This window comes from Rhizobium sp. 05N49 (assembly GCF_056396805.1).
Genome location: NZ_JBFTME010000004.1, coordinates 369,394 through 393,950, shown reverse-complemented (window position 1 = coordinate 393,950; position 24,557 = coordinate 369,394). Strand labels below are relative to the sequence as shown.

The following is a 24,557-nucleotide window of genomic DNA, read 5'->3' as shown; positions in this document are numbered from 1 at the left end:
GGCTCCTCAGATGTCGAATGCGCTTGGTAGAACGACGATGTCGCGGATCGTGACGTTACGCGGACGCGTCAGCATGAACATGATGGCGTCAGCCACCTCCTTGGGTTCGATCAGGGCCCCAGCTTCCTTCGCCTTGCGGAGGTTTTCCTCCGGCCAGTCGGCAAGCAGCGCGCTGATGACAGGACCGGGCGAGACGGAGCCGACACGAATACCGCTTTTCAGAAGCTGGCGGCGCATGGTCTGGACGAAGCAATGCATCGCCCATTTCGACGGCGAATAGACCGGTTCCCAGGGAACGGGCGCATGGCCCGCGACGGAGCTTGTGACGACGATGTCGCCGGTGCCACGTTCGATCATGTGCGGAATGACGGTCCGGACGTTCTTGATGACGACATTGACGTTCAGGTTCAGCATCCGGTCGATGGCATCGAGATTGGCGTCCGCGAGGTCACCGCCGATATAGGTGCCAGCATTGGCATGAAAGATATCGAGCTGGCTTACCTTGGACAGCACGCGATCGAGAAGCCCAGCGCATGCCTCGGGATCTAGGAGATCCAAAGCGAGAGGTATCGCCTGTGCACCGAGGCGCTCGCAGGCAGACTTCAACGCTTTCTCGTCACGGTCAACAAGAACGACCGTGGCACCCGCCGCGATCATCGCCTCCGTCGACGCCATACCGATACCGGAGGCCGCGCCCGTGATCGCAGCAACCTTCCCTTTCAAATCGTTCATTCCTTCCTCCTCTGTTGGGCGGCCTCATCTCGCTCCGCCGCATGCTGCATGATATTCGGCAAGGCTTTTCGTCACCCGCCAGACCAAAACCTCTTCCGGATCGAGTGGCGCATCGGAAAACAGTGCGGCTGCCGGCATGTGCTGACAGAAAAGCGGAAGTGGCACGGCTTTCCCTGCAAGCGCACCGTAAAGGCGCGCGACCGCGGATTGAGCCGGCTCAGACGTCCAATAGTATCGGATGCGATCAGACAGCGAGTAATGACGAAGCCAGCGCTGCTCATCCTCCGTACCATGATAGTGACGGCTCCAGTTTTCCGGATGCGTCAGCATCAAAGCCTCCATCGCAGCGTATAGCGGACGTTCGCCATAATCAGGCACGAGGTCGGATGCGATCAGATCCAGCCCGTAGAGGGCCTCGCGCAGGACAAAGGTCAGTTCCGGTCCAACCTTGAGGATCGGAAAGCCGTCTTCGACGAGTGCAGTCAGCGGACGAGTGCCCTGATAATCGGTGGAATGCGCTTCGAACACGAATTGTGGCTCGTCCTCGAGCACCTGCTTCAACGCGTCGATCCTGCCGCGATCATAGCTGATGACATTATGGTTGCCGAACTCGACGCCCGGCTGCACCACGAGGCCGATGGCACGCGCAAACGCCTCAGCAAGACCGGCCTCTGCGAAGATACGACGATGGATATCGATCGTCCGTCTGGCGGCCGAAGCCTCGGTCGGCTCGATCGTGGTCAGCGCGTGATCGGCACCACCGGGAGGAGGAACCTCCGTGCCGATTACATAGACCGGCATGGCGCCTCCTGCCCGCCTTGCCGCGGTCTCCGCGACGGCGGCAAGCCGTGCAGCGCGATAAGCGGTCGTCTCATCGTCCAATGCGGCGGGTTCGCCCAGGCAGCCCATCGACGCGTCCAGATGGATCTTGCGGAAGCCGGCATCGACATAGGCCGCGACCATCCTCTCGGCTTCCACCATGGCTTCTTCGGCCACACGATCCCGCCAGGGATTTGGCCCGAGATGATCGCCTCCCAGCACGATGAGATTATCCGGGCACCCCTCCTCTTTGGCGATGCGCAGGACGAGGGCAGCAAAGTCCGCAGGGGTCATGCCTGTATAGCCGCCCAGGTGGTTGACCTGGTTGCAGGTGGCTTCGATCAGAACCGTGCTCGAATGATCCCGCCCATGACGCAACGCCGCTCTCAAGACGATCGGATGGGCCGAGCAGACAGAGGTAATACCAAGGGGACGACCCTGAGCCCTGAGCGTGGCCAGTTGATTGAGCGCAACCTGCATCAGGAACGCCTTTCCGTTGAGGCGATGAACGCGTCGAGTTCCTGACGTGTGCCGGCACCCTCCATCGGGCCACGGATCGCAACATTGCGCGCACCTGCCGCCGAACCATAGGTGAGAGCCTCACCTGGAGACATTCCGAGCCGCCGGCAGGTGAGGTAAGCGCCGCCGAAGCAATCGCCGGCACCGGTCGGATCGACCTCGTCGACGAGGAACGCAGGAGCATCGATACGGCCTCCATCCTTGGCGAAATAGGTCGCGCCTTCCGCACCGCGCTTCAGCACGATCTCCTTCACGCCGATTTCGAAAAGGCGGCGGATCGCTTCGGCTTCGCCTGGTACACCTGCCGCTCTCTCAAGCTCCTCACCCGACGGCAAGAGAAGATCGGCGGCAGCGACGAGCCGGGAAAATCGGCGTTCGGTGCCCTCATCGAGCTGCAGTTCCTTGCGGATGTTCGGATCGACCGACAGCGTACCGCCCCGCGCCTTCACGATGTCGACCGCCTTGTCGATCACCTCCCGAGCACTCCGGACGGAAAGTGCCGAACCCATCACGTGAAGATGCCCGCTACGGCTGATGAGATCGCTGACATCCTGAGACCAGCCGAAGCGTGCGGCCGCGGACCTTGCGATATTATAGACGAAGTCGCGGGAACCGTCGTTGCGGTAGCGGACGAAGGCGCTTCCCGTCGGATAGTCAGGATCGACGGCAATGGTAGAGACATCGACGCCGTCACGCCTGAGGCGGTCAACGTTGACACGACCGAAATCGTCATTGCCGACGGCTCCCACCATCGCCGCCGAGCCGCCGAGCCGGCCGCATTGCGAGATGAAGATCGCCGGCGCCCCGCTGGCGAACGGGCCGACAAGAGACTGAGCCTCAAGGAATCCGTCTCCGACGGTCGTGGCGACGATCTCCACGAGGATCTCACCGACGCAAACCGTGGGACCGAGACTGTCCGGAGCCAGCACTGAAGTCATTGCAATCCTGCTTTCGATAGGTGTCGCTAAGTCGCTGTTGATCGTTGTAAGGCACCGTCTTCACCGCCGAATTCCTCGTTTTCGAGAGAGAGGAAGCGCTGGTGCAGCATGCACGCCGCGCCGAAGGCGGACCCGAATTCCGCATCGTCATCAACGACGATCTCCGGTGTCGGAAAAGGAATGTTCTGGCCCTCCGCCATGTGAACCGCCACACGGGCGGCCACCATCGGATAGAGTGAGGCCACGGAGCCGCCAAGGACAATCCGGACCGGATCGAGCAGACGGCAAGCCTGCAGCAACGCATAGGCAAGATGCCGCGACCACATCTCCGCTATGTTCACCGCGTCCGGAACACGGTCGCGAACGTCGGTGAGGAAATCCTGCAGATCGACGTCGGTACGGCCGGTCGCTTCCCGGTACTGCCGGATCAGCACCTCGCGGCCGATAAGCTGCTCGAATTTCTGTCCGCCGCTTCCCGGTACGAGGGTATGGCCGATTTCGCCTGCAAGGCCATGACCGCCACGAAACAGCTTCCCGTCGATCATAATCCCTCCACCGACGCCGGTCTCCATGAGCAGGAAGAGCGTCACCCCGGAAATGCCGCGACGATAGCTGTCACCGATGGCGAAGGCGTTGGCATCGTTCTCCACCGCAATCGGCACCTCGGCCGGAAAGGCGCTGCGGCCGATCTCCTTCAATGGCACCTCTCGCCAGCCGATGATCGGCGCAAGCGTGACAATTCCTTCCGGCCGGATATGCGCCGGCGCGGATATGCCGAGCCCCCTGCAGTGCTCAACCATTTCCTTCGACATGGCGTTCATGAGGAGCTCGACGCCCCGCGCCACAGCTTCCTCCACGGTCGAGGCCTGCGCCTGGAAGGCCAGCCTGCGACAGGCACGGACGTCTGCCGAAAGATCCACGACGACAGCAGATATGTGCTCGACGCCAAGCTCGAGCCCGGCGAAGAATGCCGCATCCGGCACCAGTTCGAGCATGATCCCCGGCCGGCCGGCGCGCGATTGCTCCGAACGCTGCTTGCTGCTCTCCTCCGACTCCTGGACCAAGCCGCTTTCCGTCAACTCGGCAACGATCTCGCCCGACGACGAGCGGTTCATTCCAAGCTTCCGCGCCAGATCGGCCCGACTTAGGCGGCGATGGCCGTAGATCGTCTGCAAGGCAGCAACGATATTGTTCTGCCTGATCCTGCGTGGCGAGCTTCCGATGGAGACGGTGTCGTTCATCTTCATTTCTCTTCAAATCGACTGCTCCAGCCTACACTTTCGAAGCAGATCGGCAGAAGGATTATCAAGGGCGCGCGTTCGTGACGCGGCGGCGTTTCGCTTCTTCATATTTCAGCTCGATAAAGCGTTTGGCATGTGCCGCCAGCGGATCATTGTCGGTCCAGGTGTCACGCCAGATTGCGCAGGCGAGCGAAAGGCCTTCGTCGACGACCGCGGTTGAAAAGCTCTCGAACACGATGTCGCGCTTGTAGTCGATACCGAGCAACGCATCGAAGATGAGGTCGAAGTTGATGACGCCGTCACCGAGATAGCCGCGGTTGCTTTCGCCGATATGGAAGTAGCCGATCTTGTCGCCGGCGAGCCGGATCGCAGCAGCCGGATTTGCTTCCTCGATATTCATGTGGAAGGTATCGAGATGCAGGCGGACATGGTCCGATCCGGTCTCGGAAATGAACTTCAGTCCCTGGGCCGTCGTATTCAAAAGGTTCGTTTCGAAGCGGTTCACAACCTCAAGGACGAGATCGACGCCGGCATCCCTTGCAATATCCGCAGTCGCAGCGATCGCGGCGACGCTGTTGTCCCAGCCCTTCTTCGTGGGCTGTCGATTATATTTGGTATGGGCAGAATAGAGGATGCCACCGAGCTTGTTGCCGCCGATGTCGCGCACCGCATGCACTGCATCGGCCAGCATCTGCCTGCCGGCGGCGATGGCCGCCGCATCCTCGCTTGAGATATCCTTGTCGACGGGCAGGCCCATCGTCACGCCGATCTCGAGGCCGAGAGATTGCGCGAGCTTCGCCAGACGATCGAGATTGAATTTCTCCGGGCGCAGATAGGCGAATTCGATCGTGCGATATCCGTGCTCGGCCGACTTGTTGAGGGCCATTTCGAGGCCCTCCTGGGTTTGGCCGCCTGTCCATACAAATGAATGGATACCCAATCGACGCATGGCCATTTTCCTCCGCTGGATGCCTGCCTTCGCGCAACAGCTATGTTATTTAGTATGGCAAAGCAACAAATAAATTCAAGGATCGTAATTTTGCCTTTGCGAGGTAAATCGTTGCGATGCAGCAATGTTATTGCGGCATCCTATCTCCATCTCTCTCTCGTAAATTACTTTCTACCGAAAACAACAACATAGCCTGCATATTTGCAGGTTTAGACAACAAATATTGCGCAGGCGGCATTTTTCCTCTACACACAGGTCCGGCGACATGATCTCGCTGCTATCTGGGAGGATTGAAATGAACTACGCTTTGAAGGCCAGCGCGCTCGCGCTGACGCTCAGTCTCGCCACCACTGCCTCGCCGGCCTGGGCAGATTTCTGGTCCGACGCCGGCGCCAAATTCAAGGGCGTGACGCTGCACGGAGTGACCGAAAGCACGCCGCCGTCCAACTACATCAAGGATGTGCTGGCGCCGGAATTCGAGAAGAAGACGGGCATCAAGGTCGAGATCGAGACGACGTCCTGGGATCAGATGTACGACAAGGCCATCAAGGACATGGAGGCCAAGACCGGCATCTATGACATGGTCTATATCGAACAGGACATCATCTATTCGTATCTGTCCCGGGATTTCCTCGTCGACATTACGCAGACGCTGAAGGATCAGGCGGATCTGAAGGCGCCGACCTACGACGACGCAAACTTCACCAGCTTTGCCGACTACTTCAAGGACAAGAAGGGCGATCTCTTTGGCGTGCCGATGGAAGCCTTCCTGAAGACCTACCTTTATCGCAAGGACCTTTTCGACGATCCGAAGATCAAGGAAGCCTTCAAGAAGGAGACTGGCAAGGACCTGAAGCCGGCGACCACGCATGAGGACTACACACAGATCGCCGAATTCTTCACCAAATACGGCAAGGATAACGGCATTGAGCTCTGGGGCACCACTGCGCAGGCCCATACAGGCCACGCCGCGTCCTGGTATGAATATTTCGAATCCATCGCCCCGACCTTCGGTGTCTACAACTGGGGCATCGACGCCAGCAACAACTATGCTGCAACCGTCGAACATGGCGGCGCAATGAACAGCGACAAGGCGAAAGCCGCGCTGAAGTACTGGCTTCATCTGCGCGACATCGCCCCGCCGGAATCGACCCAATCGACCTGGACGGAAACCGCCACGACCTTCGCTGCCGGCCGTGTCGCTCAAGGATTGATCTACGGTGAGAACGCCGCATGGATCGCGAGTGATCCTGCACAGTCGAAGGTGGTCGACAAAGTGGGCTTTGCCCTGCCGCCGCTGGAGCCGGGCGTTCTGGAAGACGCGAAATCCGGAAAGGGCTATATCGGCTATTATGACGGCGGCGCCTTCGGCCTGCCGGTTACATCCAAGAACAAGGAAGCAGCCCTGCTCTTCCTCCAATTCATGGGTCAGAACGACGTGCAGCCTGATTGGGCGATCGCGGCACCGCGCATCACCAACAAGGCGACCTTCGACGATCCGAAGGTCAAGGCGATGGATGTCAAACTCGGCGGTTTCTACACGATGCTGAAGGATGAGGGCAAACTCTTCGCCGGCGCCCCTCCGTATCCGTTCCATGCCCAGCTGCGTGAAGCAACCCTGCCGATCTTCTTCGACATCCTGACCGGCAAGATCGCGCCCGACGAAGGGCTCGACCAGATGGCGGCCAAGACAGAAGAAGAGCTCACGTCGCTCGGCTATCGCAAATAGGTCATCCTCCCCAACTTGGCGGGTCGTCTTCGCTTGGCGACCCGCTCCTTTCTTGACTTGAGAGGCCGCCCCGTTGGGTGCCGAAGAGGATGAGGCGATGCATTCACAAAAACTTGGATGGCTGCTGCTGTCACCGACGATCCTGATCCTCGGGCTCTTCGGCATCTTTCCTTTCATCTACGTTGTCTGGGTTTCGTTTCACCAGTGGAACCCTTTCGCCGCAAATCCGCTGATGGTCTTCAACTGGGCTTCGAACTACCGAACCCTCGTTTTCGACAAGCAGTTCCTTGCTTCGCTCGGCATCACCATCGCCTTCGTGTTCTTCGCAGTCGTTTCCGAACTGATCCTCGGATACATACTCGCGCAGGCGCTGATGAAGGACTTTCCGGGAAAAGCGTTCTTCCGCACCATCCACACCCTTCCTCTGATAATGGCGCCTATCATTGTCGGATCGGTCTGGAAGCTGATGACGACACCGTCGATCGGCATCATCCCATACCTGCTGCGAAGCTGGTTCGGTTACGATCTGAACATCGGCCAGAGTGCGCTCGCGGCATTCACTATCACTGTCATCATGGACGTCTGGCACTGGACGCCGCTGGTCACCCTGTCCCTGATCGCTGCTTTGGTCTCGCTTCCGCCAGATCCCTTCGAGCAGGCGCAGATCGATGGCGCCGGCAAGAGCCAAATCTTCTGGCATATCACGCTCCCTCTGATCCGCCCTGCCCTGCTGGCCACAGTGTTCATCAGGCTCATGGACGCGCTGCGCACGGTCGACGAAGTCCTGATGCTGACCGGAGGCGGTCCGGGGTCGTCGACGCGCTATATCGGCGTTCACATCTTTAGAGAGGTTTTTCCGAAAACGAACTACGGCTACGGCTCAGCGATCTCTGTCGTCGTGCTTTATCTCACCATCGTCGTCTGCTGGCTGCTCTATGTTGGCCTGATTGCTCCCCGCGCGAAGAAAGGCTGATGCGATGAGAAGACAGAACCCCTGGCTTTCGGTTCTCTTGTGGACGCTGATAAGCTTTGCAACTCTCTTCCCGATCTACTGGCTCTTCGTCATCTCGCTGAAGCAGCCCTTCGACCTGTTTTCCACGCCAGACGTCGTCCTTCGGAGCTTCTTCTGGAAGAACTACCAGGACGTGCTGACGAACGAGACCTTGCGGCGATACATGATCAATTCGCTGGTCATTTCGTCGGGGAACGCGATCCTGGTGACGACCCTCGGCTTTCTTGCCTGCTACGCGCTGACGCGTTTCGATCTCGCAGGCAAGGAAAGCATCTTCTTCTGGACGATCACCAACCGCATGGCGCCACCGGCGGTCTTCCTGCTGCCGCTCTTCCTGCTGCTGACGCAAGTCTACAGGATCGGCGACTTTTCGCTGGCTGATACCAGGCTCGGCATGATCCTGGTCTACTGCTCCTTCAACCTCCCCTTTGCCATCTGGACCCTGCGTCCGACCGTAGAGAGCATCCCGAAGGAACTGGACGAGGCGGCCTATATGGATGGCGCAAGCCCGTGGATGGTGCTCTACGACATCGTCTTTCCCTTAGCGCGTCCGGGCCTTGCAGTGACGCTCATCCTCACCTGGGTGTTCGCGTGGAACGAATATCTGCTCGCTGCGACGCTCACCAACTTCAACGCCCGCACACTGACAACGGGACTGTCGGAATACGTGACGACGACCGGGACGGCCTGGGGCATCATGGCGGCAATCTCGATGCTCACATTGATCCCGGCGCTCATCGTCTTCTCGGTGGTGCAGCGTCACATCGTTGCCGGCCTGACCTTCGGCGCAGTGAAAGGATAGCGGGATGGCCTCGAATTCTCGGAACAATGAAAGACAGCCAGGCTTCCTGCCGATCGAGACAAACTGGTTCGACAGGCTGTTCATTTCGGTCGTAATCTGGGTCGCTCTCTCCCTGCTCTGGATGCGGTTCATCGAACCGTTCGGGCTTTCGGTGTGGTTTGCGGCGGCAATCTCGGCCGTGCTCGGCGCCTACATCATCTGGAAGGGGTGAGCCGATGAATTATTTGCACATTACCAAGACGCAAGCCGAGCTGGATTAGGGAGAAACGACTTTGGCAAACGTACAGGTCAGCGACGTCACCAAGAGATATGGCGCGCTTCAGGTCATGCACGGCGTCAGCGTCGATATCGAGGATGGCGAATTCGTCGTCCTGGTCGGCCCCTCCGGTTGTGGTAAATCTACGCTGCTGCGCATGATCGCCGGTCTGGAGACCGTCAGCAGCGGCGACATCAGGATCGGCGGGCGGGTGGTCACCAATGCTCCGCCGAAGGAACGCGACATTGCCATGGTCTTCCAGAGCTACGCGCTCTATCCTCACAAGACGGTCGCCGAGAATATGGGCTTTCCGCTGAAAATGGCGAAGCGTCCGAAATCGGAAATCGCCGAGAAGGTCGGCAAGGCGGCCGAGATCCTTGATCTGACGCGTTATCTGGACCGTTATCCGAAGCAGCTGTCGGGCGGTCAGCGACAGCGCGTCGCCATGGGCCGGGCGATCGTCCGCGACCCTCAGGTCTTTCTGTTCGATGAACCGCTGTCCAACCTCGATGCCAAGCTTCGCGTCACCATGCGCGTCGAAATCAAGGAGCTGCACCAGCGCCTGAAGACGACAACCGTCTATGTGACGCATGACCAGATCGAAGCGATGACCATGGCGAACAAGATCGTCGTCATGCGCGACGGAAGGGTGGAGCAGGTCGGCAAGCCACTCGATCTCTATGACTTTCCGGCCAATCTCTTCGTGGCTGGTTTCATCGGCAGCCCGTCAATGAACTTCCTTCAAGGCAAGGTCGCAACCCGGGAAGGCAAACAGGTCGTCGTCACCGATCAGGGCGTGGTCCTTCCCGTCGGAGGCCTAAATGCCGAAGATGGGAAAGCCGTAACCTATGGCATCCGTCCCGAGCACATCACCATCGCCGAAGACGGTATCCCGGTTGAGGTGTCGGTCTACGAGCCAACAGGTTCCGAAACGCTGATCTTCGGCCGCGTCGGCGGAGTACCGATCGATGCCCTCATCCGCGAGCGTATCGAAGTCACACCCGGCAAGGTGCTGCATTTTCATATTGATCCCCGCCGCGTTCACATCTTTGATCAGGCAACGGGACAGCGATTGTAAGGCGAGGAGCATATGAATTTCGAAGGTAAGAAAGTAATCGTCACCGGCGCCGGCAAGGGTATCGGCCGCGTTGTCGCAGAGATATTGGTCAAACGCGGCGCCAAGGTCGCGGCACTGACAAGAAGTGCTGATGACGTCGTTTCGCTCCGTGAGGACTTAGGCTGCCAGGCCATTCAGGTTGATCTTGCCGATGCGAACGCGACTCGGGAGGCGGCGCGCGCCGCACTTCCAGCGGACTTCCTCATCAGTTGCGCGGGAACGACCGAACTGCAGTCCTTCCTCGAAACCACGGTCGAGGCGTTTGACCACCTGATTGCAGTCAACACGCGCGCTCCGATGATCGTGGCACAGGAATATGCACGATCCTTGATCGAAGACGGTCGCCACGGCGCCATCGTCAACGTGTCCTCCGTCGCGGCCTTCGTCGGCATCCCCGATCATGCGGCCTATTGCGCGTCGAAGGGCGGCCTGGACGGCCTGACGCGTGTCATGGCCAAGGAATTGGCGCCGCAAGGGATTCGGGTAAATGGCGTTCATCCCACGGTGACCTTGACGCCAATGGCGATCAAGGCCTGGAGCGATCCCGAAAAGGCGGCGGGAATGCAACAGCGCATCCCAGTCGGCCGGTTCGCGGAGCCCGAGGATGTGGCGGAGGTGATCCTGTTCCTACTGTCGGACGAAGCCGCGATGGTCAACGGCATCTCGATGCCTATCGATGGCGGTTACATGATCGCGTAGCGCCCTATATTCCTTGGCCGAGCGCGGGCCGGCCAAGAAAACCGCCAACATCTGACGATACTCAACATGCAACTTCGTTGGGGTTTTGGCGGGTCAACCGGCGGAAGCAATCTTCCTGGCCGCGTTGATCGCCCTGCGCGCACCGGATCGCAATTGAGCGGTTTCCGCGCCGGCGATGACGAAGGCGAAGCCGAATTTCAGAAGCTCGCCCGCACGCTCGCCGTCACCGGCAAAGGCGCAGGCGAATTTTCCATGCGCGCGGCAACGCGCAACTGCGTGCTGCATGGCGCTGTCGATCTCAGCCGCATTCGGTGCGACCTGATCGCCATGGGAGAGCGCGATGGAAAGGTCCGAGGGACCGATGAAGATGCCGTCGACGCCGGCGACGCCGAGGATATCATCGATTGCATCCAGCGCCGCGCGCGTCTCGATCATGGCGATTGCGACCGTCAGGTCATTGGCGTTCTTGAGATAGTCGTCCGCCGAAAGGCCGGTGTGGTTGAGCGCCAACGACGGACCCCAGCTGCGCTCGCCGGCCGGCGGGTATTTTGTGGTCTTAACGAAGGCCTTCGCATCCTCGGCCGAATTAATCATCGGCGCGATGATGCCGGACGCGCCGGCATCGAGCAGGCGCGAGGCAGAGGCGAAATCGCCGACCGGAATACGGGCGAGCGCCGGCTTGCCGGCAATACGCACATGGCTGACGGCAGCCGCTGCAGACGGCAGGTCCCACATGCCGTGCTGCATGTCGAGGACGACGGCATCGAAGGCTTCCTGTGCCAGGTGATTGACCAGCAGCGGATCGGGAATGCCCACCCAGGCGGAGATCATCCGGCTTTCATGGTTCCGGATCCGGGCTGCAAAGCCTTCGATGTCAGCTGCACTCATGGCATTCTCCTCAGTTCGCCAGACCACCAATAGCCGTATATTTGACTTCGAGGAACTCTTCGACGCCGCATTTCGAACTTTCCCGGCGGATGCCGGATTGCTTCACGTCGCCGAAAGGAGCGACCGCCATCGAAATGAGTCCCTCATCGATACCGATGAATGCCGAATTCGAGAGCCACGGCAACCCGGAAGATGCGGCCGGCGCGGATCAGACAGTCGGGATAGTCTCGTCACCAGGGACGAAATTCGATCCTCGCACAGCCTCGCAAACGGCGCGTGTCACATCCGCCGTGGTGGCCTTGCCACCGAGATCCGGAGTGAGAATGCCAGCGGCACAGACCTGTTCCACTGCCGAGATCAGTATCTTTGCCGCGGCCGCTTCGCCGAGATGCTCCAGCATCAGCGATGCCGTCCAGAAACTTCCGACCGGATTGGCGATGCCCTTGCCGGTAATATCGAAAGCCGAACCGTGAATCGGCTCGAACATCGACGGAAAGCGGCGCTCGGGATCGACATTGCCGGTCGGTGCGATACCAAGCGAGCCGGCAAGTGCGGCCGCAAGGTCGGATAAGATGTCGGCATGCAGGTTGGTTGCAACGACTGTGTCGATGCTCTTTGGTTTTGCGACCATGCGGAAGGTCATGGCATCGACCAGTTCCTTATCCCAGGTCACGTCGGGAAAGTCCCTGGCTACTTCAGAGGCGATCTCATCCCACAGCACCAGACCGTGACGCTGGGCGTTTGATTTTGTGACGACGGTCAGAAGCTTGCGCGGACGCTTCTGCGCCTCGCCGAAGGCAAAACGCATGATGCGCTCGACGCCCCGGCGCGTGAAGATCGAGGTTTCGGTCGCCACTTCCTCCGGCAGGCCGATATGCGCACGGCCGCCATGGCCGGAATATTCCCCCTCGGAATTTTCGCGCACGATCAGCCAGTCGAGATCGCCTTCCTCCACCCCCCTCAGCGGGCTTCTCACGCCCGGAAAGATGCGCGTCGGGCGGATATTGGCATATTGGTCCAGACGCTGGCAGATTGGCAGGCGCAAACCCCAGAGAGTGATGTGATCCGGCACGTCGGGTGCGCCGACGGCGCCGAAATAAATCGCGTCAGCCTCTTTCAACAGAGACAAAGCATTGTCCGGCATGAACGCGCCGGTCCTGCGATAGCGTTCGCTGCCCCAGTCATAGTGATCGACGTCGAGCGCAAAGGCACCGCTGCGGGCGGCCAGCACTTCAAGCACTTCAAGGCCGGCAGCGATGACTTCGGGGCCGATACCGTCGCCGGGAACGGAGGCGATGCGGTAGCGTCGTAGCTGCGTATTGGTATCGGCGTTCATGCGACCCCCTTTAATCGTCAAATCGGGCCAGCAGCATCTGCTTGGCAATCATCCGGTTGCAGCTTCAGCCTGTTGGCGATCCTGCTTTCTTGGCTGTTGATTTCTTGCACAGATATCCAGGATTCTCGACGATATTTTGCGGTATTTTCAATCCGCGTCTGGCGCGGAATGACGCTTCACTCAGAGCACCATGCGGCAGGCAATGGGCCTTCACATGCCCGTCAGAACGGCAATCCGACATAGTTTTCCGCAAGCGCTGTCGAGGCGGCACGTGAATGGGTCAGATAGTCGAGTTCCGCCTCCTGGATCTTCTGATCGAAATCGCCAGTATCGGGAAAACGATGCATCATCGTCGTCATCCACCAGGAAAAGCGTACCGCCTTCCAGATGCGGGCAAGCGCTCTCCGCGAATATGCTTCGAGGCCGGCTCCCGAACGGTCATCGTAGAATTCCCTCAGGCCTTCGAACAGGTAATGCACGTCGCTTGCAGCAAGGTTCAGCCCCTTGGCGCCGGTCGGCGGCACGATATGGGCGGCATCGCCGACAAGGAACAGGTGGCCGAAGCGCATCGGCTCGGCCACGAAGGAGCGCAGCGGCGCGATCGACTTTTCGAAGGATGGAGCGGTCTTCAGGGCCTCGGCGTGATGGGCCGGCAGGCGGCGGCGCAACTCGTCCCAGAAGCGCTCGTCGCTCCAGTCTTCGACCTTCTCGTCCAGGGAACACTGGATGTAATAGCGGCTGCGCGTCGCAGAGCGCATGGAACAGAGCGCGAAACCGCGCGGATGATTAGCGTAGATCAGTTCGTGATTGACCGGGGAGACATCGGCGAGCAGACCGAGCCAGCCGAAGGGGTAGATCTTTTCGAAGGTGGTGATCGCTTTCTCCGGAACCGCCTTGCGGCTTGGGCCGTGGAAGCCGTCGCAGCCGGCGATGAAATCACAGTTGACACGGTGAGTGACACCATCCTTCTCGTAGCTTACGAAGGAAGAACCACCCGCGAAATCGTGTGGCACGACATTGGCGGCGTCATAAATCGTCGCAGCACCACTTGCCTCGCGCCGCTCCATCAGGTCACGAGTCACCTCGGTCTGGCCGTAGACCGTGACGCGCTTGCCGCCGGTCAGGCCATAGAGATCGATGCGGTGATCGCGTCCGTCGAAAGCCAGTGAAAAGCCGTCATGCGGCAGACCTTCAGCATGCAGCCTGGCAGCCGAGCGGGCCTCATCAAGAAGACGGACGGTGCCCTCTTCCAGGACGCCTGCCCGAACGCGGCCGAGAATGTAGTCCTTGCCGACCCGATCGAGAATGATGTTGTCGATGCCGGCTTCTGTCAGCAGCTGACCCAGCAGCAGGCCCGAGGGGCCTGAACCAATGATGGCGATTTGGGTGCGCAATTGTTTCCTCCACGCAATTGGCTTTTGGCAAATTGTGACCTTTAGCCCTTCCCGCAGCAATGGACTTTCCCACCGAAAAATTGCACAAAACGAACATGGGAACGGAAGGAAACCCATGACGAGACATGTGCCGACCTATGAGCTCTACGGCGAGACATCGGGCAAGGAACCCGATTTCTGGCTTCACTGCGAAACGATCCCCTCGCGCAGCAGCCTGCACCGTTGGGAGATCAAATTGCACCGGCACGCGAGCTTCTTTCAGATATTGTACATCGACGCTGGCGAAGGCGATGCTATTTTCGGCGAGCAGAGCCTCGCCATCCAGCCGCCTGCGGTTGTCACGGTTCCTCCCGGTCTCGACCATGGCTTTCGTTTTTCGCGTGATATTGACGGTCTTGTCGTCACCATGCTGAGCGCCAATCTCAGCCACCTTCCCGGCGACCGCAGCCTGCTCGGCGAGTGGCTCGCCGTCCCGCATCTCACGGCGCTCGACCCTCAAGATCCCGACGCAGCCTATCTCATGCAGAGCTTGAAACGGCTCGGCGAAGAATATCGACACGACCGCAGCGGCCGCAGCGAACTTCTCGCCTCCTATGTCGCGGTCGCGCTACGGCTAACGGCCAGGATTTCCCATCAGGAGAATGTCAGCCGGTTTTCCGCTGATGAAAACGAACGGCGGATGGAGCAGCTGACAGGCCTCATCCAGCAGCATTTCCGCTCACACAGACCCGCTTCATTCTATGCCAGGGAAATCGGCGTCTCGCCGACCCATCTCAATCGCATCGTTCGCTCGATGACCGGAAAGACGGCTCACGACCTGATCGCCAACAAGCTCATCGACGAGGCCAAGCGTGAACTCGTCTTCACGCTCGCAAACGTCCGGGAGGTCGGCTATCGACTTGGCTTTGCAGACCCGGCCTATTTCTCCCGCTTCTTCCTCAAGCATGCGGGCGAGACGCCCAAGGATTGGCGCAAGCGGGAGAAGAACAGGCTGGAGCGAACCTAGGCCGTTCGACGCGCGGGAGCGTCGGCAAGGAATTCCTCGATGAACTTCTTCTGCAGCAGGATGCCGTCCCACTCATCCGCGAAGAACGGTGAATCGTAGATCAGCGTGTAGGGTCCGGCATAGCCGGCCTTTTCGCACATTTCCAGACAATGGCGGTAGTCCGCAGCATCAAGCCCGGAAGCGTTGTAGTCGGCCTTGGCATGGCAGATTTCGGCGCGGCGCATGATATTGGCCAGCCCTTCGTATTTGGCGGGTGCCGCCCAGTTTCCGAGATCTCCATTGAGGCCGACCTTGCCGTCGAGTTCGTCGAGCAGCCAGTTCATTTCCTTCGGCGAGGGCAGAAGCGCGAACCAGTTTTCGGTGACGACACGCACGCCGCTTCCCGTCGCCTGCCCGGCCAGCCATTTCAGGTGCCGCGCGGACCGCGCCAGATTCTCCTCGTTCGGCGCCTGCTTGCCGGCGATAACGCGAATGCGCTCGGCGCCGAGAGACTTGGCGATCTCGATCCAGCCGGCAATCCAGCCTATGTCGCGCTCCGCCGTCTCGGGATTGCTGGGGTCGCCGTCTTCCACGAGCAGTGTCTGGAAAAGAATGTTGGAGGCCTTCAGCGCATCACGGAATTCCGAGAGGTAGCCAGTATCAAGGCTCGGCAGATGGAACGAGCAGACCTCCAGCCGACCAAATCCTCGCTCGGCGAGCATGCCGGGTACTTCGAGCATGCTGACAATGCCCGGCCCATAGGGCTCCTGGCGTGCTGCACTCTTCTGCGGATCGGGACCATAGGGGTAGGTTGCCCCCAGCATCCGATGAAGCGACCACGTGGAAACCGCAAATCGGCCGTTCTGCAAAGCCTGCATCTTTCAACTCCTCCCATTTCCTCGGGACGACATTGGCAAGAATGATGCGCGGCTTCAAGCCCGCAACACCTAGATCCGGTCACCGCGAATGATAGCTTCCGCCGCCAGCGAGACCGTGAGAAGTGCATCGTCGCGATTAGCCGGAGCCGAGAGAAGGAAGCCGGCCGGCATATCCGCCTCGCCCTTGCCGCAGGGGATGGAAACGCCGCACCAATCCAGGAAATTGCCGAGCGCCGTATTGCGCAGTGTCTTGCCATTGGTGGCAACGAAAAACTCGTCGTCACGCTCCAGTGCGGCAATCGGCGGCGCGACATGGGCAACCGAAGGGAAGGCGACCAGGCGATTGCCGATCAGTTGCTCGGTATCGGCGATCAACCGGGCGCGGGCAGCAAGAATGGCGATATAGTCGGGCATGCTGGTCTTTTCGCCGAGACGGGTGCGCATGACGACGCGATGATCCATGCGCGCAGCCTCCGGCCCTGCAAGCCTTTCGCGATGGAGAGCGAAGGCTTCAGCAGTCACGAGCGCGCCATGTTTTGCCATCAGCGAGATGATTTCGTCGAAAGCCGGGATTTCGATCGAACTGATAAGCGCGCCGGCAGAACGCAGTCGCTCGACACCGCCTTCGAAGGCTTCGGCGACACCAGGCCCCAGACCATCGAGCACGACATTCTTGGGTATGACGATATCGATGCCTTTCAGCGACTGCCGGGTAATGGTCGGGGCGGTCAGACCACGCATGGCGGCATCGATCCATATCGCGTCCTGGACGGACCGGCAGAGCGGGCCGAGCGAATCGAGGCTCGTCGCCAGCGGATAGACCCCTTCCATGGCATAGCGCCCGCGCGTTGCCTTGTAACCGACGATGCCGTTCAGGGCGGCGGGAATACGCACCGAGCCGCCCGTATCCGTGCCCATCGCAACCGGTACAAGGCCTGCGGCCACCGCCACGCCCGCACCGGAGGACGACCCGCCGGGAATGCGCGGCTCGTCCTTGCTATGGGGATTTTCCGGCGTACCGTAGTGCGGATTGATGCCGAGTCCGGAGAAAGCGAATTCGCTCATATTGGTGCGACCGACCGCCAGCATGCCGGCATTCTTGAGCAGCGTGACGATGGCTGCGTCCTGCTTCGCGGGTGCGTCGTCCGTCAGGACCACCGAACCGGCCGTGGTCGGCATGCCCTCGATATCGAAAAGATCTTTCCAGGCAATCGGAATCCCGTCGAGTGCACCGAGCGAGCGGCCGTCACGTATACGCCTGGAGGAAGCATGAGCCTCCCGCATCGCCCGCTCGCGCAACAATACCGTAAAGACCGCCTTGTCGGCATATTGCTCGATCCCGTCGAAAATCGCGTCCGCGACATCCAAAGGATCGGCCTCGCCGCTCTGGATGAGTAGGGAAAGCTGAGCGATAGACATCGCACCGAAAGCAGGGGTCATGGGGAAAGTCCTGTGGATATCGAACAGGATTTACCTCCTATCATTTGGCAGGACCAGCCCTTGCACGGCTTTTCACGATGATTAGTACGATTTTGTGAACACTGAGTTTGATTTAGCGCTCTTCAATTTACTGCAGTTAAGACACACATGCGGTGCTGCACGCGGGAGCCGGATCGGCATGCCATTAGCTTGCCTTCCCAAGCCGTATCCCGGTGCATTGCAGGAGACTTGAAATGACACAATCTGAAACTTGGACCTCCGGTCACCAGGATATGGTGCACCAGCATGTGAAGGAGGACGTGAGTTACGGCGAAGCTGAACGCGATTACGCCGACCACGTCAGCGCACAGAAGCTGTCGGTCCTGGAGCGGATCGTGGTCGTGGGCGCCCTCGTACTGCTGAGCTTTGTAGGCTTCACAGCACCGTCGGCACAGACATCAGCGACCGATCCGATGACGACTTCGGCTATTGAAGAGCAAGCGCCTCCGGGTGATAGTCTGGTGCCACACCACCAGCGCTACGGCCATTGCCGTGAAACGAGCCCCTACGCAGACAAGGTCTGCTAAGGGCAAGCGATTTTCGCCGGGCATGGAATCTTTCGTCTGACGTGCATTTCAAGCATAGGAAAGGAAAGAACCATGGCCGGCGACTTGGATTACGACCTTCACCGCTTCATCGAAGCGCAGAACGGCATATACAAGCAGGCTCTTGCGGAGCTGGAAGCCGGTCGCAAGCGCTCCCACTGGATGTGGTTCATCTTCCCGCAGATCGCCGGTCTTGGAACGTCTTCAATGGCGGAGAAATATGCCATTCGCTCGGCAGAAGAAGCCTCGGCCTACCTCGCTGACCCCATCCTCGGCAGCCGCCTTTTGCGCTGCGTCGAGGCAATCCTCTCCGTCAAGGATCGCAGCGCGCACGATATCATGGGCTCCCCGGATGATCTAAAGCTTCGCTCCTCCATGACGCTGTTTGCCGCGGTCAGCGATCACGGCTCGCCCTTTCACAAGGCGATCGATCATTTCTACGACGGAAAATTCGACGAACGGACAATTTCCGTCCTGAGTGCCGGCAACGGCTAACCTGGAGTATGCTCCAGCGCCGCGATCTCCTCAGAGATTTCCTCGATACGCTGCCTCAGATCGATTTGCGTACCGTCGTCCACTTCCTCTTCGCCAAAGCAATAGCGTGCATCGTGCAGTTCGAGTTTGGCTTCAAGCTCGGCGCGTCTGGCATATAGGTGCCGGAGATAGGTGTAATTCATCTCTGCCTCCAGATTGCCCCCAGATCAGCAGAACGGCCATGCAACCCCTAAGGTTCCCTGGCTGCGACAATATCAGCCGAAAGCGGAGATCGCCACGTTGCAGGCTTTTTCAAAATGGCAGGAGCAGCCGCCATCCGCCATGGCCTGACGGGTAACACGCGCACCCTCAAGCAGCAGTGTCAGCGTATCGGCGAGCAGTTCCGGCTCGCGCGAACCGGCAGCCATACAAAGGGCCGCAAGACGGTTGCGCTGCATCGCCTTGTGCCGCTCGATCAACTCGTGCGCCGGATGGCCTTCGCCCTTCAGTTCGATGGCAGCGTTGGCGAGATCGCAACCGGCGGGCTCGCCGTTCAGACAGTGAGCTCTGTCCTCGACCCAGGCAAGCAACTGGCCGCGCGCGTCGCCCGGGTGCGCGGCTTCGAGATCGCGCCAGATCTTCTCGGCTTTTTCGGAGGCGCGGCGCAGTGTCTCGCAGACCAGTTCATCCTTGGAGCCGAAATGCCTGTAGAGCGTCATCTTGTTGGTGGCAGCCGCATCCGCAATGGCATCGACGCCAATGCCGCGAATGCCGCGCTCGCGGAAAAGCTCCGACGCTGTCGAGACGATACGTTCCCTGGGAGGGATTCGATCATCTGAAGCAGCTACGGAGATTTCATTCRACGATTCTGATTTTTTYGMGGACGAAGTCCTTGACATCGATGTGACCGATCGGTAACAAATGCATTGTTACTTACCGGTAACACCACTCTTCGCAGAAGTCAATGCCAGGAGCACTTGGCAGCGGGAGTGGAACACGGGCGACCGCCCACGAAAGGAGGACCGTACCATGAGAAAGACCAGAGAAGATTTGACCATTTCCGAAGCCCTTCGCGACCCGCTGATCGCCATGGTGCTCCGCGCCGACGGCGTGAAGCTTGAAGATTTCAAGCAACTCCTTGAGACGGCCGCACACAAACGCGAGCCGCGTCCCTCCACGGTGAGCGAAATGATCGGGTCCTTTGCCAGCCGCGCCAATCTGCCGGCGATGCCCTGCTTCGGCTGACCTGACCACTGGCCCTACAAGGCCCGATCGGCACTGGGGATAAGCCCTGTTCCCAGACGGGCTGCCGCTATGAGGCGGCAGCCCTTGCGATGTCGCTCACATCAATATCGATTCCCAATAATTCATCCCGCAACCTTGAGACGCTCGCCGCGGGGGGGCGCCATCCTCTGACAACGCCCACCGGCAGTGGCTCCGGCAAGCCGCAAAAAGGGGCTTCGGCTTGCCACTGCTGACCGCGATGTCTGGCAGGAGACTTGGCCGACATCCGATCAGCCGGTATCGCTGATGGGACGAAAACTCAAACTGCGGCTTGTTGTTCCGTCTGCGGCACCGCCGATGCGTGACGGGGCGGCCGCAGATGAATTCGTCGCCTGCAATTACAGCACGTCCCATGACGGCACCTGATGCCCGTCTGCGGCAGCCACCGAAGATTTCATATCCAGAAATTTTGCGATTTGCTTCGCGGGCGGCTATGCCATAGTAATGTAACAGGTTCGCATGATATCAGAGGTATGTTGAATTGGACGGAAAGACTTCCCCCGTAATCCACTCCGAAGATGAAGACCCGGCCGAAGGGACCGGCGCCAAGGGCGCGCGCCGTGCACGTGTCAGCGGCATCGATCGCGCGCTGCAGGTGATCGACCATCTCTACGAGACGGGATCGCCGGCCGGCGTCTACGCCATCGCCAAGGCAGTAAAGGCACCGCTTTCTACCGTCTATGTCATCGTCGACGATCTGGTCGAAAAGAATATGCTGACGCGGCAGTCCGACGGGTCGATCTGGCTCGGCTCGCGGCTCTACCATTACGGCCTCGCCTATGCGCGGTCGCTCGATTTCATGAGTGTCGCGACGCATGAGATGCATGACCTTTGCCGCCAGGCCGGCGAAACCGTTCAGGTCTGCGGCCGTGACGGCGATTTCATGCTGGTTCTGGCCATGGCCGATGGCCCCAGTCATTTCCAGGTCGCCTCCCGCGTCGGCACTCGTGTACCGCTCAACTGGACTGCATCTGGCCGTCTGTTGGTCGGGCATCTGCAGGAAGACGAGCGGGTCGAGCTCTTCAAGCGCTGTGCCCGCTCCTCGCCGACGGGCCGCGCAGAGATCGATCCCGCAACACTATCGGAATCCGCCGGAAAAGCCTTTGAATCGCGCCTCTCGATCCAGGCAGGCGAATCCGATTATGCGGTTGCCTGCATCGCCTCGCCGATTTGCGATCGTGAAGGTCAATGCGTCGCCACCATTTCCATCGTGCTGCCGGAGCAGAAAGCCTTTTCTGACGAAAGCCACTATACCGCACAGGTACGCAGTTCCGCCGAGCGCATCGAAAAGTTGATGGGCTGGCGCAGCCATTAAGCACTATTCGGACCGGTCATTCGGCCGCCAGTGGCTCCTTATTGGCATAGTATTGGGCTGCCTGGTCGATTTCCTCGGGCGTCATCGCGCGAGCGACATTGCGCATCTGGCTGCTGATGTCGTTCTGCCGTGAGCCGGATATAAAGGCCAGAAGCTGGGTCTTCAGATACAGTTCCGACTGACCCTCGAGCCAGGGGCTGCCGAGCTTGTTCTCGATGCTGCCATGGCAAGAACCGCAAGGCGCAATGCCGCGCGTCGGCGCGCCGCTCGCGACGATCCGCGGCACAGGATTGCTGCCTGGCGGATGAAAGCCTGGGAGGCGCGGCAGGTAGGAATAATAGGCCGCCAGATCCTGCATGTCCTGCTCGGTCAGCTTCACGGCAAACGGGCTCATGACGGCGTTGACACGCACACCGTCCTTGAAGTCACGAAGCTGCTTGTAGACGACGCTTGCGTATTGTCCCGCAAGGTTCGGAGAGTCGGCACGACTGACGCCCGTCGGGCCATGACAGATCGCGCATTGCTGGGCCAGTGTTGCGCCCCGACCGATCGCCTCCTCGTCCCGCCTTCTCGGCACAGCCGTCGCGACATTGACCAGGGATGTCTTGTAATCCGGCGTGATTGTTTCGGAAGGCGTTCCCGGCCGCGGCAATCCCGCGGCCCGGCAGATGGAATCCCAGATGCCCGCTACCTGACCCCCTGCCTCCAGGCGCGGCAGCAGCACAAAGCCCAAACCTGCTGCTACGACAAAGATGCCCGCGGTGACGGTCACGCTCGTGACCGTCCAGCGATTGCGGAAGCTGATCATCTTTTCGCGAGGCATCATCGTTCTCCCACATAGACTGCGGGCACAGATGTATCGTCACGCACGGCGAGCTGAAGGATTGGATATCCGTAATTCGTAATGGTCAGCCCGATCATCAGAGCGATCCAGAGACCGTAGCTGTTGAGCGCAGCGGGCACCCTGGTCAGCGGATGGACGGCGACCGCGAAGCGATATTCCTCGGGCTCTTGCCGCACCGAAAACTGCGTGCGGACCAGAATGGCAATGAAGAGAATTCCCGCCGCGACGAGAATGAACCCGCCGAAGACGGAGAACACGACCGATAGGGCCTCGTTGGCGAGCGCCGGATCGGTATAGTCGAAGAAAGACATTCGACGTGGCATGCCGAGAATGCCGACATAGTGCCAGGGAAATGTCGTCACGATCATCCCGATGAACCAGAGCCAGAGCTGCAGCCTGACGAGCCCGAGGCTGACGATCTGTCGACCGGTCAAATGGGGCCAGAGATCATAGGCGATCGCAAAATACATGATGACGATGGCGCCGCCGAAGATGAGATGGAAGTGCCCTGTTATCCACTGCGTATTGTGGATCGACGCGTCGAGCTGGTAGCTCATGTTGATGAGCCCGCCCGCCCCGCCGAAACCGAGCATGATGAAGGAGAATGTCACGGCCAGCATCATGGGGTTGCGCCACGGCAGGACCTTCAGCCAGCCGAACATGCCACGGCCGCCGCGCGCGCGGGCGGCGATCTCTATCGACGCGCAGATGGTAAAGACGGTCAAGAGTGTCGGAAGCGCAACGAGCGCGGTGAAAGCGGAGTGGATGAACTTGAAGCCTGCGCCGACCTGCGGATCGGCAAACGCGTGGTGGATGCCGATCGGCATTGCGACGACCAGGAACAGGATGAAGGAAATCCGCGCCATCGTATCGCTGTAGATCCGCCCGCCGATCGACCGCGGCACGATCGTGTAATAGGCGATATAGGTCGGCATCAGCCAGAAGTAGACGATGGCGTGCAATGTCCACGAGAAGAACACGCGGGCAAGACCTGCATCGATCGTCGACTTGAAGCCCAACGCTACGGGAATGATCTGCAGCAGAAGTTCGAGCGCCGCACCGACCGCAGTCCAGCCCCAAAGATAGGAGCCTGCGACATTGGCAAACATCGCCAGCGGGACGGGAGCGCCCGGATTGGCCTTTTTCCAGATGCCCAGATTGACGGACATCAATGCCACCCAGATCCAGGAACCGACGACGACCATCACGACGCCGATATAGTAGAACGGATTGCCGATCAGCGGCGGATAGAATGTGTAGAGAACGGAAGCCATGCCCAGGGCTACCGGAATCATCGCGACGACGGAGCCGACGGCAATCAGCCAGAACCCTGCCCATGCCCAGCGAACACCGACCAGATTCTGCTTCAGGGAAGACTCGCTGATCGCATAACCGAAGGCCATCGCCACGAGGGTCGGGAATACATAACCCATGACAGTGCCATGCGCCGTCAGCGAGCGATAATACCATTCCGGATTGTTGACCCAGGGGGACAACGGGCTGCGGACATACATCTGCCAGGCGCCGAGCAACAGAGCCAATCCGAAAACCGCAAAGGCGAGCCAGAAATGCGCAAGGATCAATCTGCGATTATGGAGCACAGGAAAGCCTCCTCTTGTCCGCCATTTCCGAGAGGAACTGTTGCTTGTCCACGACCTTCACCCTTGCCCACATGCCCTCATGACCGACACTGCAGAACTCCTGGCAGGGCATCAGGTGGTCACCGGGGGCTGCAAAGCTTGCCTTCTGGATCGACACGTAACCCGGTACGAGCATCGTATTGATGTTGGTGCCCTGAATGAGGAAGCCGTGCACGACGTCGGCGCTGGTGGCGCGGAAAGTGATCGGCGTCGCGGCCGGCACGACGATACAGGGCGGCGAGAAGGAATATTGCTGGCCGATCGCCCGAACCGTCACCGAGCCGTCAGGCTCGACTGCGCTCCCGAGATTGGACTCGATGAATTCGCTTGCGAGATGGATCGTCGTGGGATCGATGGTCTCGACGGTGGCCTGCGGCATCGTTGCATTGTGAATGCCTGCGAAAGCTGCCATTCCCGCGAGAAAGACGATGATGAGGACTGCAACTGTCGCCCAGCGCCGTTCGACACGCTCCGAGACTGCCGCTGCCTGATTATGCATATCGGTCATCAGCCGCTCCTGGGCACGAACACGAGCAGATAGAAAAGTATCCACATGAGGACGACGATCGCGGTCGCTATCCCCGCTACGGCAAGGGCGCCGTGTGGTCCCTCGGCGACGATCTGTTCGACCAAGGCGTTGTCAGGAGCGTCTGCTGGATCTTCCGAATTGATCATGGCGTCC

27 protein-coding genes are annotated in these 24,557 nt (G+C 59.8%); 11 read left to right on the top strand and 16 right to left on the bottom strand.

Features of this window, described 5'->3' with window-relative positions; genetic code table 11:
- Window positions 1-6: 6 nt before the first annotated feature.
- From AC1DF8_RS11455 to AC1DF8_RS11435, 5 genes are all read right to left on the bottom strand, one after another.
- A complete protein-coding gene (locus AC1DF8_RS11455) occupies window positions 7-732 on the bottom strand; it encodes an SDR family oxidoreductase (protein ID WP_113208385.1) in 726 nt (241 codons plus the stop codon).
- Between the two features lie 24 nt (window positions 733-756).
- Window positions 757-2,031, bottom strand: coding sequence for a D-tagatose-bisphosphate aldolase, class II, non-catalytic subunit (locus tag AC1DF8_RS11450; protein WP_478153594.1), 1,275 nt, complete (start codon window positions 2,029-2,031; stop codon window positions 757-759).
- On the bottom strand, window positions 2,031-3,008 hold the full coding sequence (locus AC1DF8_RS11445; protein WP_478153592.1) for a tagatose kinase: 978 nt from the start codon (window positions 3,006-3,008) through the stop codon (window positions 2,031-2,033). The genes AC1DF8_RS11450 and AC1DF8_RS11445 overlap by 1 nt, the downstream gene beginning before the upstream one ends.
- Before the next feature lie 26 nt (window positions 3,009-3,034).
- On the bottom strand, window positions 3,035-4,249 hold the full coding sequence (locus tag AC1DF8_RS11440; RefSeq protein ID WP_478153590.1) for an ROK family transcriptional regulator: 1,215 nt from the start codon (window positions 4,247-4,249) through the stop codon (window positions 3,035-3,037).
- A gap of 64 nt (window positions 4,250-4,313) precedes the next feature.
- The gene (locus AC1DF8_RS11435) at window positions 4,314-5,198 is read right to left on the bottom strand and encodes a sugar phosphate isomerase/epimerase family protein (RefSeq protein ID WP_478153588.1); all 885 of its coding nucleotides are present in this window, start codon (window positions 5,196-5,198) and stop codon (window positions 4,314-4,316) included.
- A gap of 295 nt (window positions 5,199-5,493) precedes the next feature.
- On the opposite strand from AC1DF8_RS11435, the gene AC1DF8_RS11430 reads away from it, so the two are divergent.
- The 6 genes from AC1DF8_RS11430 (at window position 5,494) to AC1DF8_RS11405 (ending at window position 10,813) form a co-directional block, all read left to right on the top strand.
- Window positions 5,494-6,927, top strand: coding sequence for an extracellular solute-binding protein (locus tag AC1DF8_RS11430; protein ID WP_113014408.1), 1,434 nt, complete (start codon window positions 5,494-5,496; stop codon window positions 6,925-6,927).
- Between the two features lie 97 nt (window positions 6,928-7,024).
- Window positions 7,025-7,900, top strand: a complete 876-nt coding sequence (locus AC1DF8_RS11425; protein WP_112546353.1) for a carbohydrate ABC transporter permease — start codon at window positions 7,025-7,027, stop codon at window positions 7,898-7,900.
- A 4-nt stretch (window positions 7,901-7,904) separates the two neighbouring features.
- Window positions 7,905-8,741, top strand: a complete 837-nt coding sequence (locus AC1DF8_RS11420) for a carbohydrate ABC transporter permease (protein WP_112546279.1) — start codon at window positions 7,905-7,907, stop codon at window positions 8,739-8,741.
- Between the two features lie 4 nt (window positions 8,742-8,745).
- Window positions 8,746-8,952, top strand: coding sequence for a DUF2160 family membrane protein (locus tag AC1DF8_RS11415; protein WP_112546278.1), 207 nt, complete (start codon window positions 8,746-8,748; stop codon window positions 8,950-8,952).
- A 61-nt stretch (window positions 8,953-9,013) separates the two neighbouring features.
- Window positions 9,014-10,075: a sn-glycerol-3-phosphate ABC transporter ATP-binding protein UgpC gene (locus AC1DF8_RS11410; protein ID WP_113014409.1), complete on the top strand. Its 1,062-nt coding sequence runs from the start codon at window positions 9,014-9,016 to the stop codon at window positions 10,073-10,075.
- Between the two features lie 12 nt (window positions 10,076-10,087).
- Window positions 10,088-10,813, top strand: coding sequence for an SDR family oxidoreductase (locus AC1DF8_RS11405; RefSeq protein WP_113114414.1), 726 nt, complete (start codon window positions 10,088-10,090; stop codon window positions 10,811-10,813).
- A 93-nt stretch (window positions 10,814-10,906) separates the two neighbouring features.
- On the opposite strand, the gene AC1DF8_RS11400 is transcribed toward AC1DF8_RS11405, so the two are convergent.
- The 3 genes from AC1DF8_RS11400 to pobA all read right to left on the bottom strand — a co-directional run bounded on the left by AC1DF8_RS11400 (window position 10,907) and on the right by pobA (window position 14,431).
- Window positions 10,907-11,701: an HpcH/HpaI aldolase family protein gene (locus AC1DF8_RS11400; RefSeq protein ID WP_183850491.1), complete on the bottom strand. Its 795-nt coding sequence runs from the start codon at window positions 11,699-11,701 to the stop codon at window positions 10,907-10,909.
- A gap of 208 nt (window positions 11,702-11,909) precedes the next feature.
- Window positions 11,910-13,037 (bottom strand): tartrate dehydrogenase, encoded by a 1,128-nt coding sequence (locus tag AC1DF8_RS11395; RefSeq protein ID WP_478153584.1) that lies wholly within the window; start codon window positions 13,035-13,037, stop codon window positions 11,910-11,912.
- 221 nt (window positions 13,038-13,258) lie between these two features.
- Complete coding sequence (gene pobA / locus AC1DF8_RS11390; RefSeq protein ID WP_478153582.1) at window positions 13,259-14,431, bottom strand: 4-hydroxybenzoate 3-monooxygenase; 1,173 nt, start codon at window positions 14,429-14,431, stop codon at window positions 13,259-13,261.
- A 115-nt stretch (window positions 14,432-14,546) separates the two neighbouring features.
- Here pobA and AC1DF8_RS11385 point away from each other — a divergent pair, with 115 nt between their 5' ends.
- Entirely contained in the window at window positions 14,547-15,437 is an 891-nt protein-coding gene (locus AC1DF8_RS11385) for a helix-turn-helix domain-containing protein (protein WP_478153580.1), read from the top strand.
- Here the strand turns inward: AC1DF8_RS11385 and AC1DF8_RS11380 are convergent.
- Both AC1DF8_RS11380 and AC1DF8_RS11375 read right to left on the bottom strand, forming a co-directional pair.
- On the bottom strand, window positions 15,434-16,294 hold the full coding sequence (locus tag AC1DF8_RS11380; protein ID WP_478153578.1) for a sugar phosphate isomerase/epimerase family protein: 861 nt from the start codon (window positions 16,292-16,294) through the stop codon (window positions 15,434-15,436). The two genes, AC1DF8_RS11385 and AC1DF8_RS11380, sit on opposite strands and share 4 nt — an antisense overlap.
- A 69-nt stretch (window positions 16,295-16,363) precedes the next feature.
- Complete coding sequence (locus AC1DF8_RS11375; RefSeq protein ID WP_478153576.1) at window positions 16,364-17,734, bottom strand: amidase; 1,371 nt, start codon at window positions 17,732-17,734, stop codon at window positions 16,364-16,366.
- A 272-nt stretch (window positions 17,735-18,006) separates the two neighbouring features.
- Between AC1DF8_RS11375 and AC1DF8_RS11370 the strand changes: the two genes are divergently transcribed.
- Both AC1DF8_RS11370 and AC1DF8_RS11365 read left to right on the top strand, forming a co-directional pair.
- Window positions 18,007-18,300 carry a hypothetical protein gene (locus AC1DF8_RS11370; RefSeq protein ID WP_081493320.1) on the top strand — a complete coding sequence of 98 codons (294 nt, stop codon included), beginning with the start codon at window positions 18,007-18,009 and terminating at the stop codon, window positions 18,298-18,300.
- Window positions 18,301-18,372: 72 nt separating this feature from the next.
- Window positions 18,373-18,813, top strand: coding sequence for a DUF1810 domain-containing protein (locus AC1DF8_RS11365; RefSeq protein ID WP_112546269.1), 441 nt, complete (start codon window positions 18,373-18,375; stop codon window positions 18,811-18,813).
- Here AC1DF8_RS11365 and AC1DF8_RS11360 read toward each other — a convergent pair.
- Together AC1DF8_RS11360 and AC1DF8_RS11355 are read right to left on the bottom strand one after the other, a co-directional pair.
- Window positions 18,810-18,995, bottom strand: coding sequence for a hypothetical protein (locus AC1DF8_RS11360; RefSeq protein WP_112546352.1), 186 nt, complete (start codon window positions 18,993-18,995; stop codon window positions 18,810-18,812). The genes AC1DF8_RS11365 and AC1DF8_RS11360 overlap by 4 nt on opposite strands.
- Window positions 18,996-19,067: 72 nt before the next feature.
- Window positions 19,068-19,691, bottom strand: coding sequence for a TetR/AcrR family transcriptional regulator (locus AC1DF8_RS11355; RefSeq protein WP_478153573.1), 624 nt, complete (start codon window positions 19,689-19,691; stop codon window positions 19,068-19,070).
- Between the two features lie 130 nt (window positions 19,692-19,821).
- Between AC1DF8_RS11355 and AC1DF8_RS11350 the strand changes: the two genes are divergently transcribed.
- The gene (locus AC1DF8_RS11350; RefSeq protein WP_007825758.1) at window positions 19,822-20,037 is read left to right on the top strand and encodes a hypothetical protein; all 216 of its coding nucleotides are present in this window, start codon (window positions 19,822-19,824) and stop codon (window positions 20,035-20,037) included.
- 520 nt (window positions 20,038-20,557) lie between these two features.
- Window positions 20,558-21,391, top strand: coding sequence for an IclR family transcriptional regulator (locus AC1DF8_RS11345; RefSeq protein WP_183886393.1), 834 nt, complete (start codon window positions 20,558-20,560; stop codon window positions 21,389-21,391).
- Window positions 21,392-21,407: 16 nt separating this feature from the next.
- Here AC1DF8_RS11345 and AC1DF8_RS11340 read toward each other — a convergent pair whose 3' ends face one another.
- Genes AC1DF8_RS11340 through AC1DF8_RS11325 form a run of 4 tightly spaced genes read right to left on the bottom strand, consistent with a single transcriptional unit; the run spans window position 21,408 to window position 24,550 of the window.
- Entirely contained in the window at window positions 21,408-22,214 is an 807-nt protein-coding gene (locus AC1DF8_RS11340; protein ID WP_478153570.1) for a c-type cytochrome, read from the bottom strand.
- Entirely contained in the window at window positions 22,214-23,836 is a 1,623-nt protein-coding gene (locus AC1DF8_RS11335; RefSeq protein ID WP_113114422.1) for a b(o/a)3-type cytochrome-c oxidase subunit 1, read from the bottom strand. The genes AC1DF8_RS11340 and AC1DF8_RS11335 overlap by 1 nt, the downstream gene beginning before the upstream one ends.
- Complete coding sequence (locus tag AC1DF8_RS11330; RefSeq protein ID WP_478153568.1) at window positions 23,826-24,383, bottom strand: cupredoxin domain-containing protein; 558 nt, start codon at window positions 24,381-24,383, stop codon at window positions 23,826-23,828. The genes AC1DF8_RS11335 and AC1DF8_RS11330 overlap by 11 nt, the downstream gene beginning before the upstream one ends.
- Window positions 24,383-24,550, bottom strand: coding sequence for a hypothetical protein (locus AC1DF8_RS11325; RefSeq protein ID WP_183850504.1), 168 nt, complete (start codon window positions 24,548-24,550; stop codon window positions 24,383-24,385). The genes AC1DF8_RS11330 and AC1DF8_RS11325 overlap by 1 nt, the downstream gene beginning before the upstream one ends.
- Window positions 24,551-24,557 lie beyond the last annotated feature (7 nt).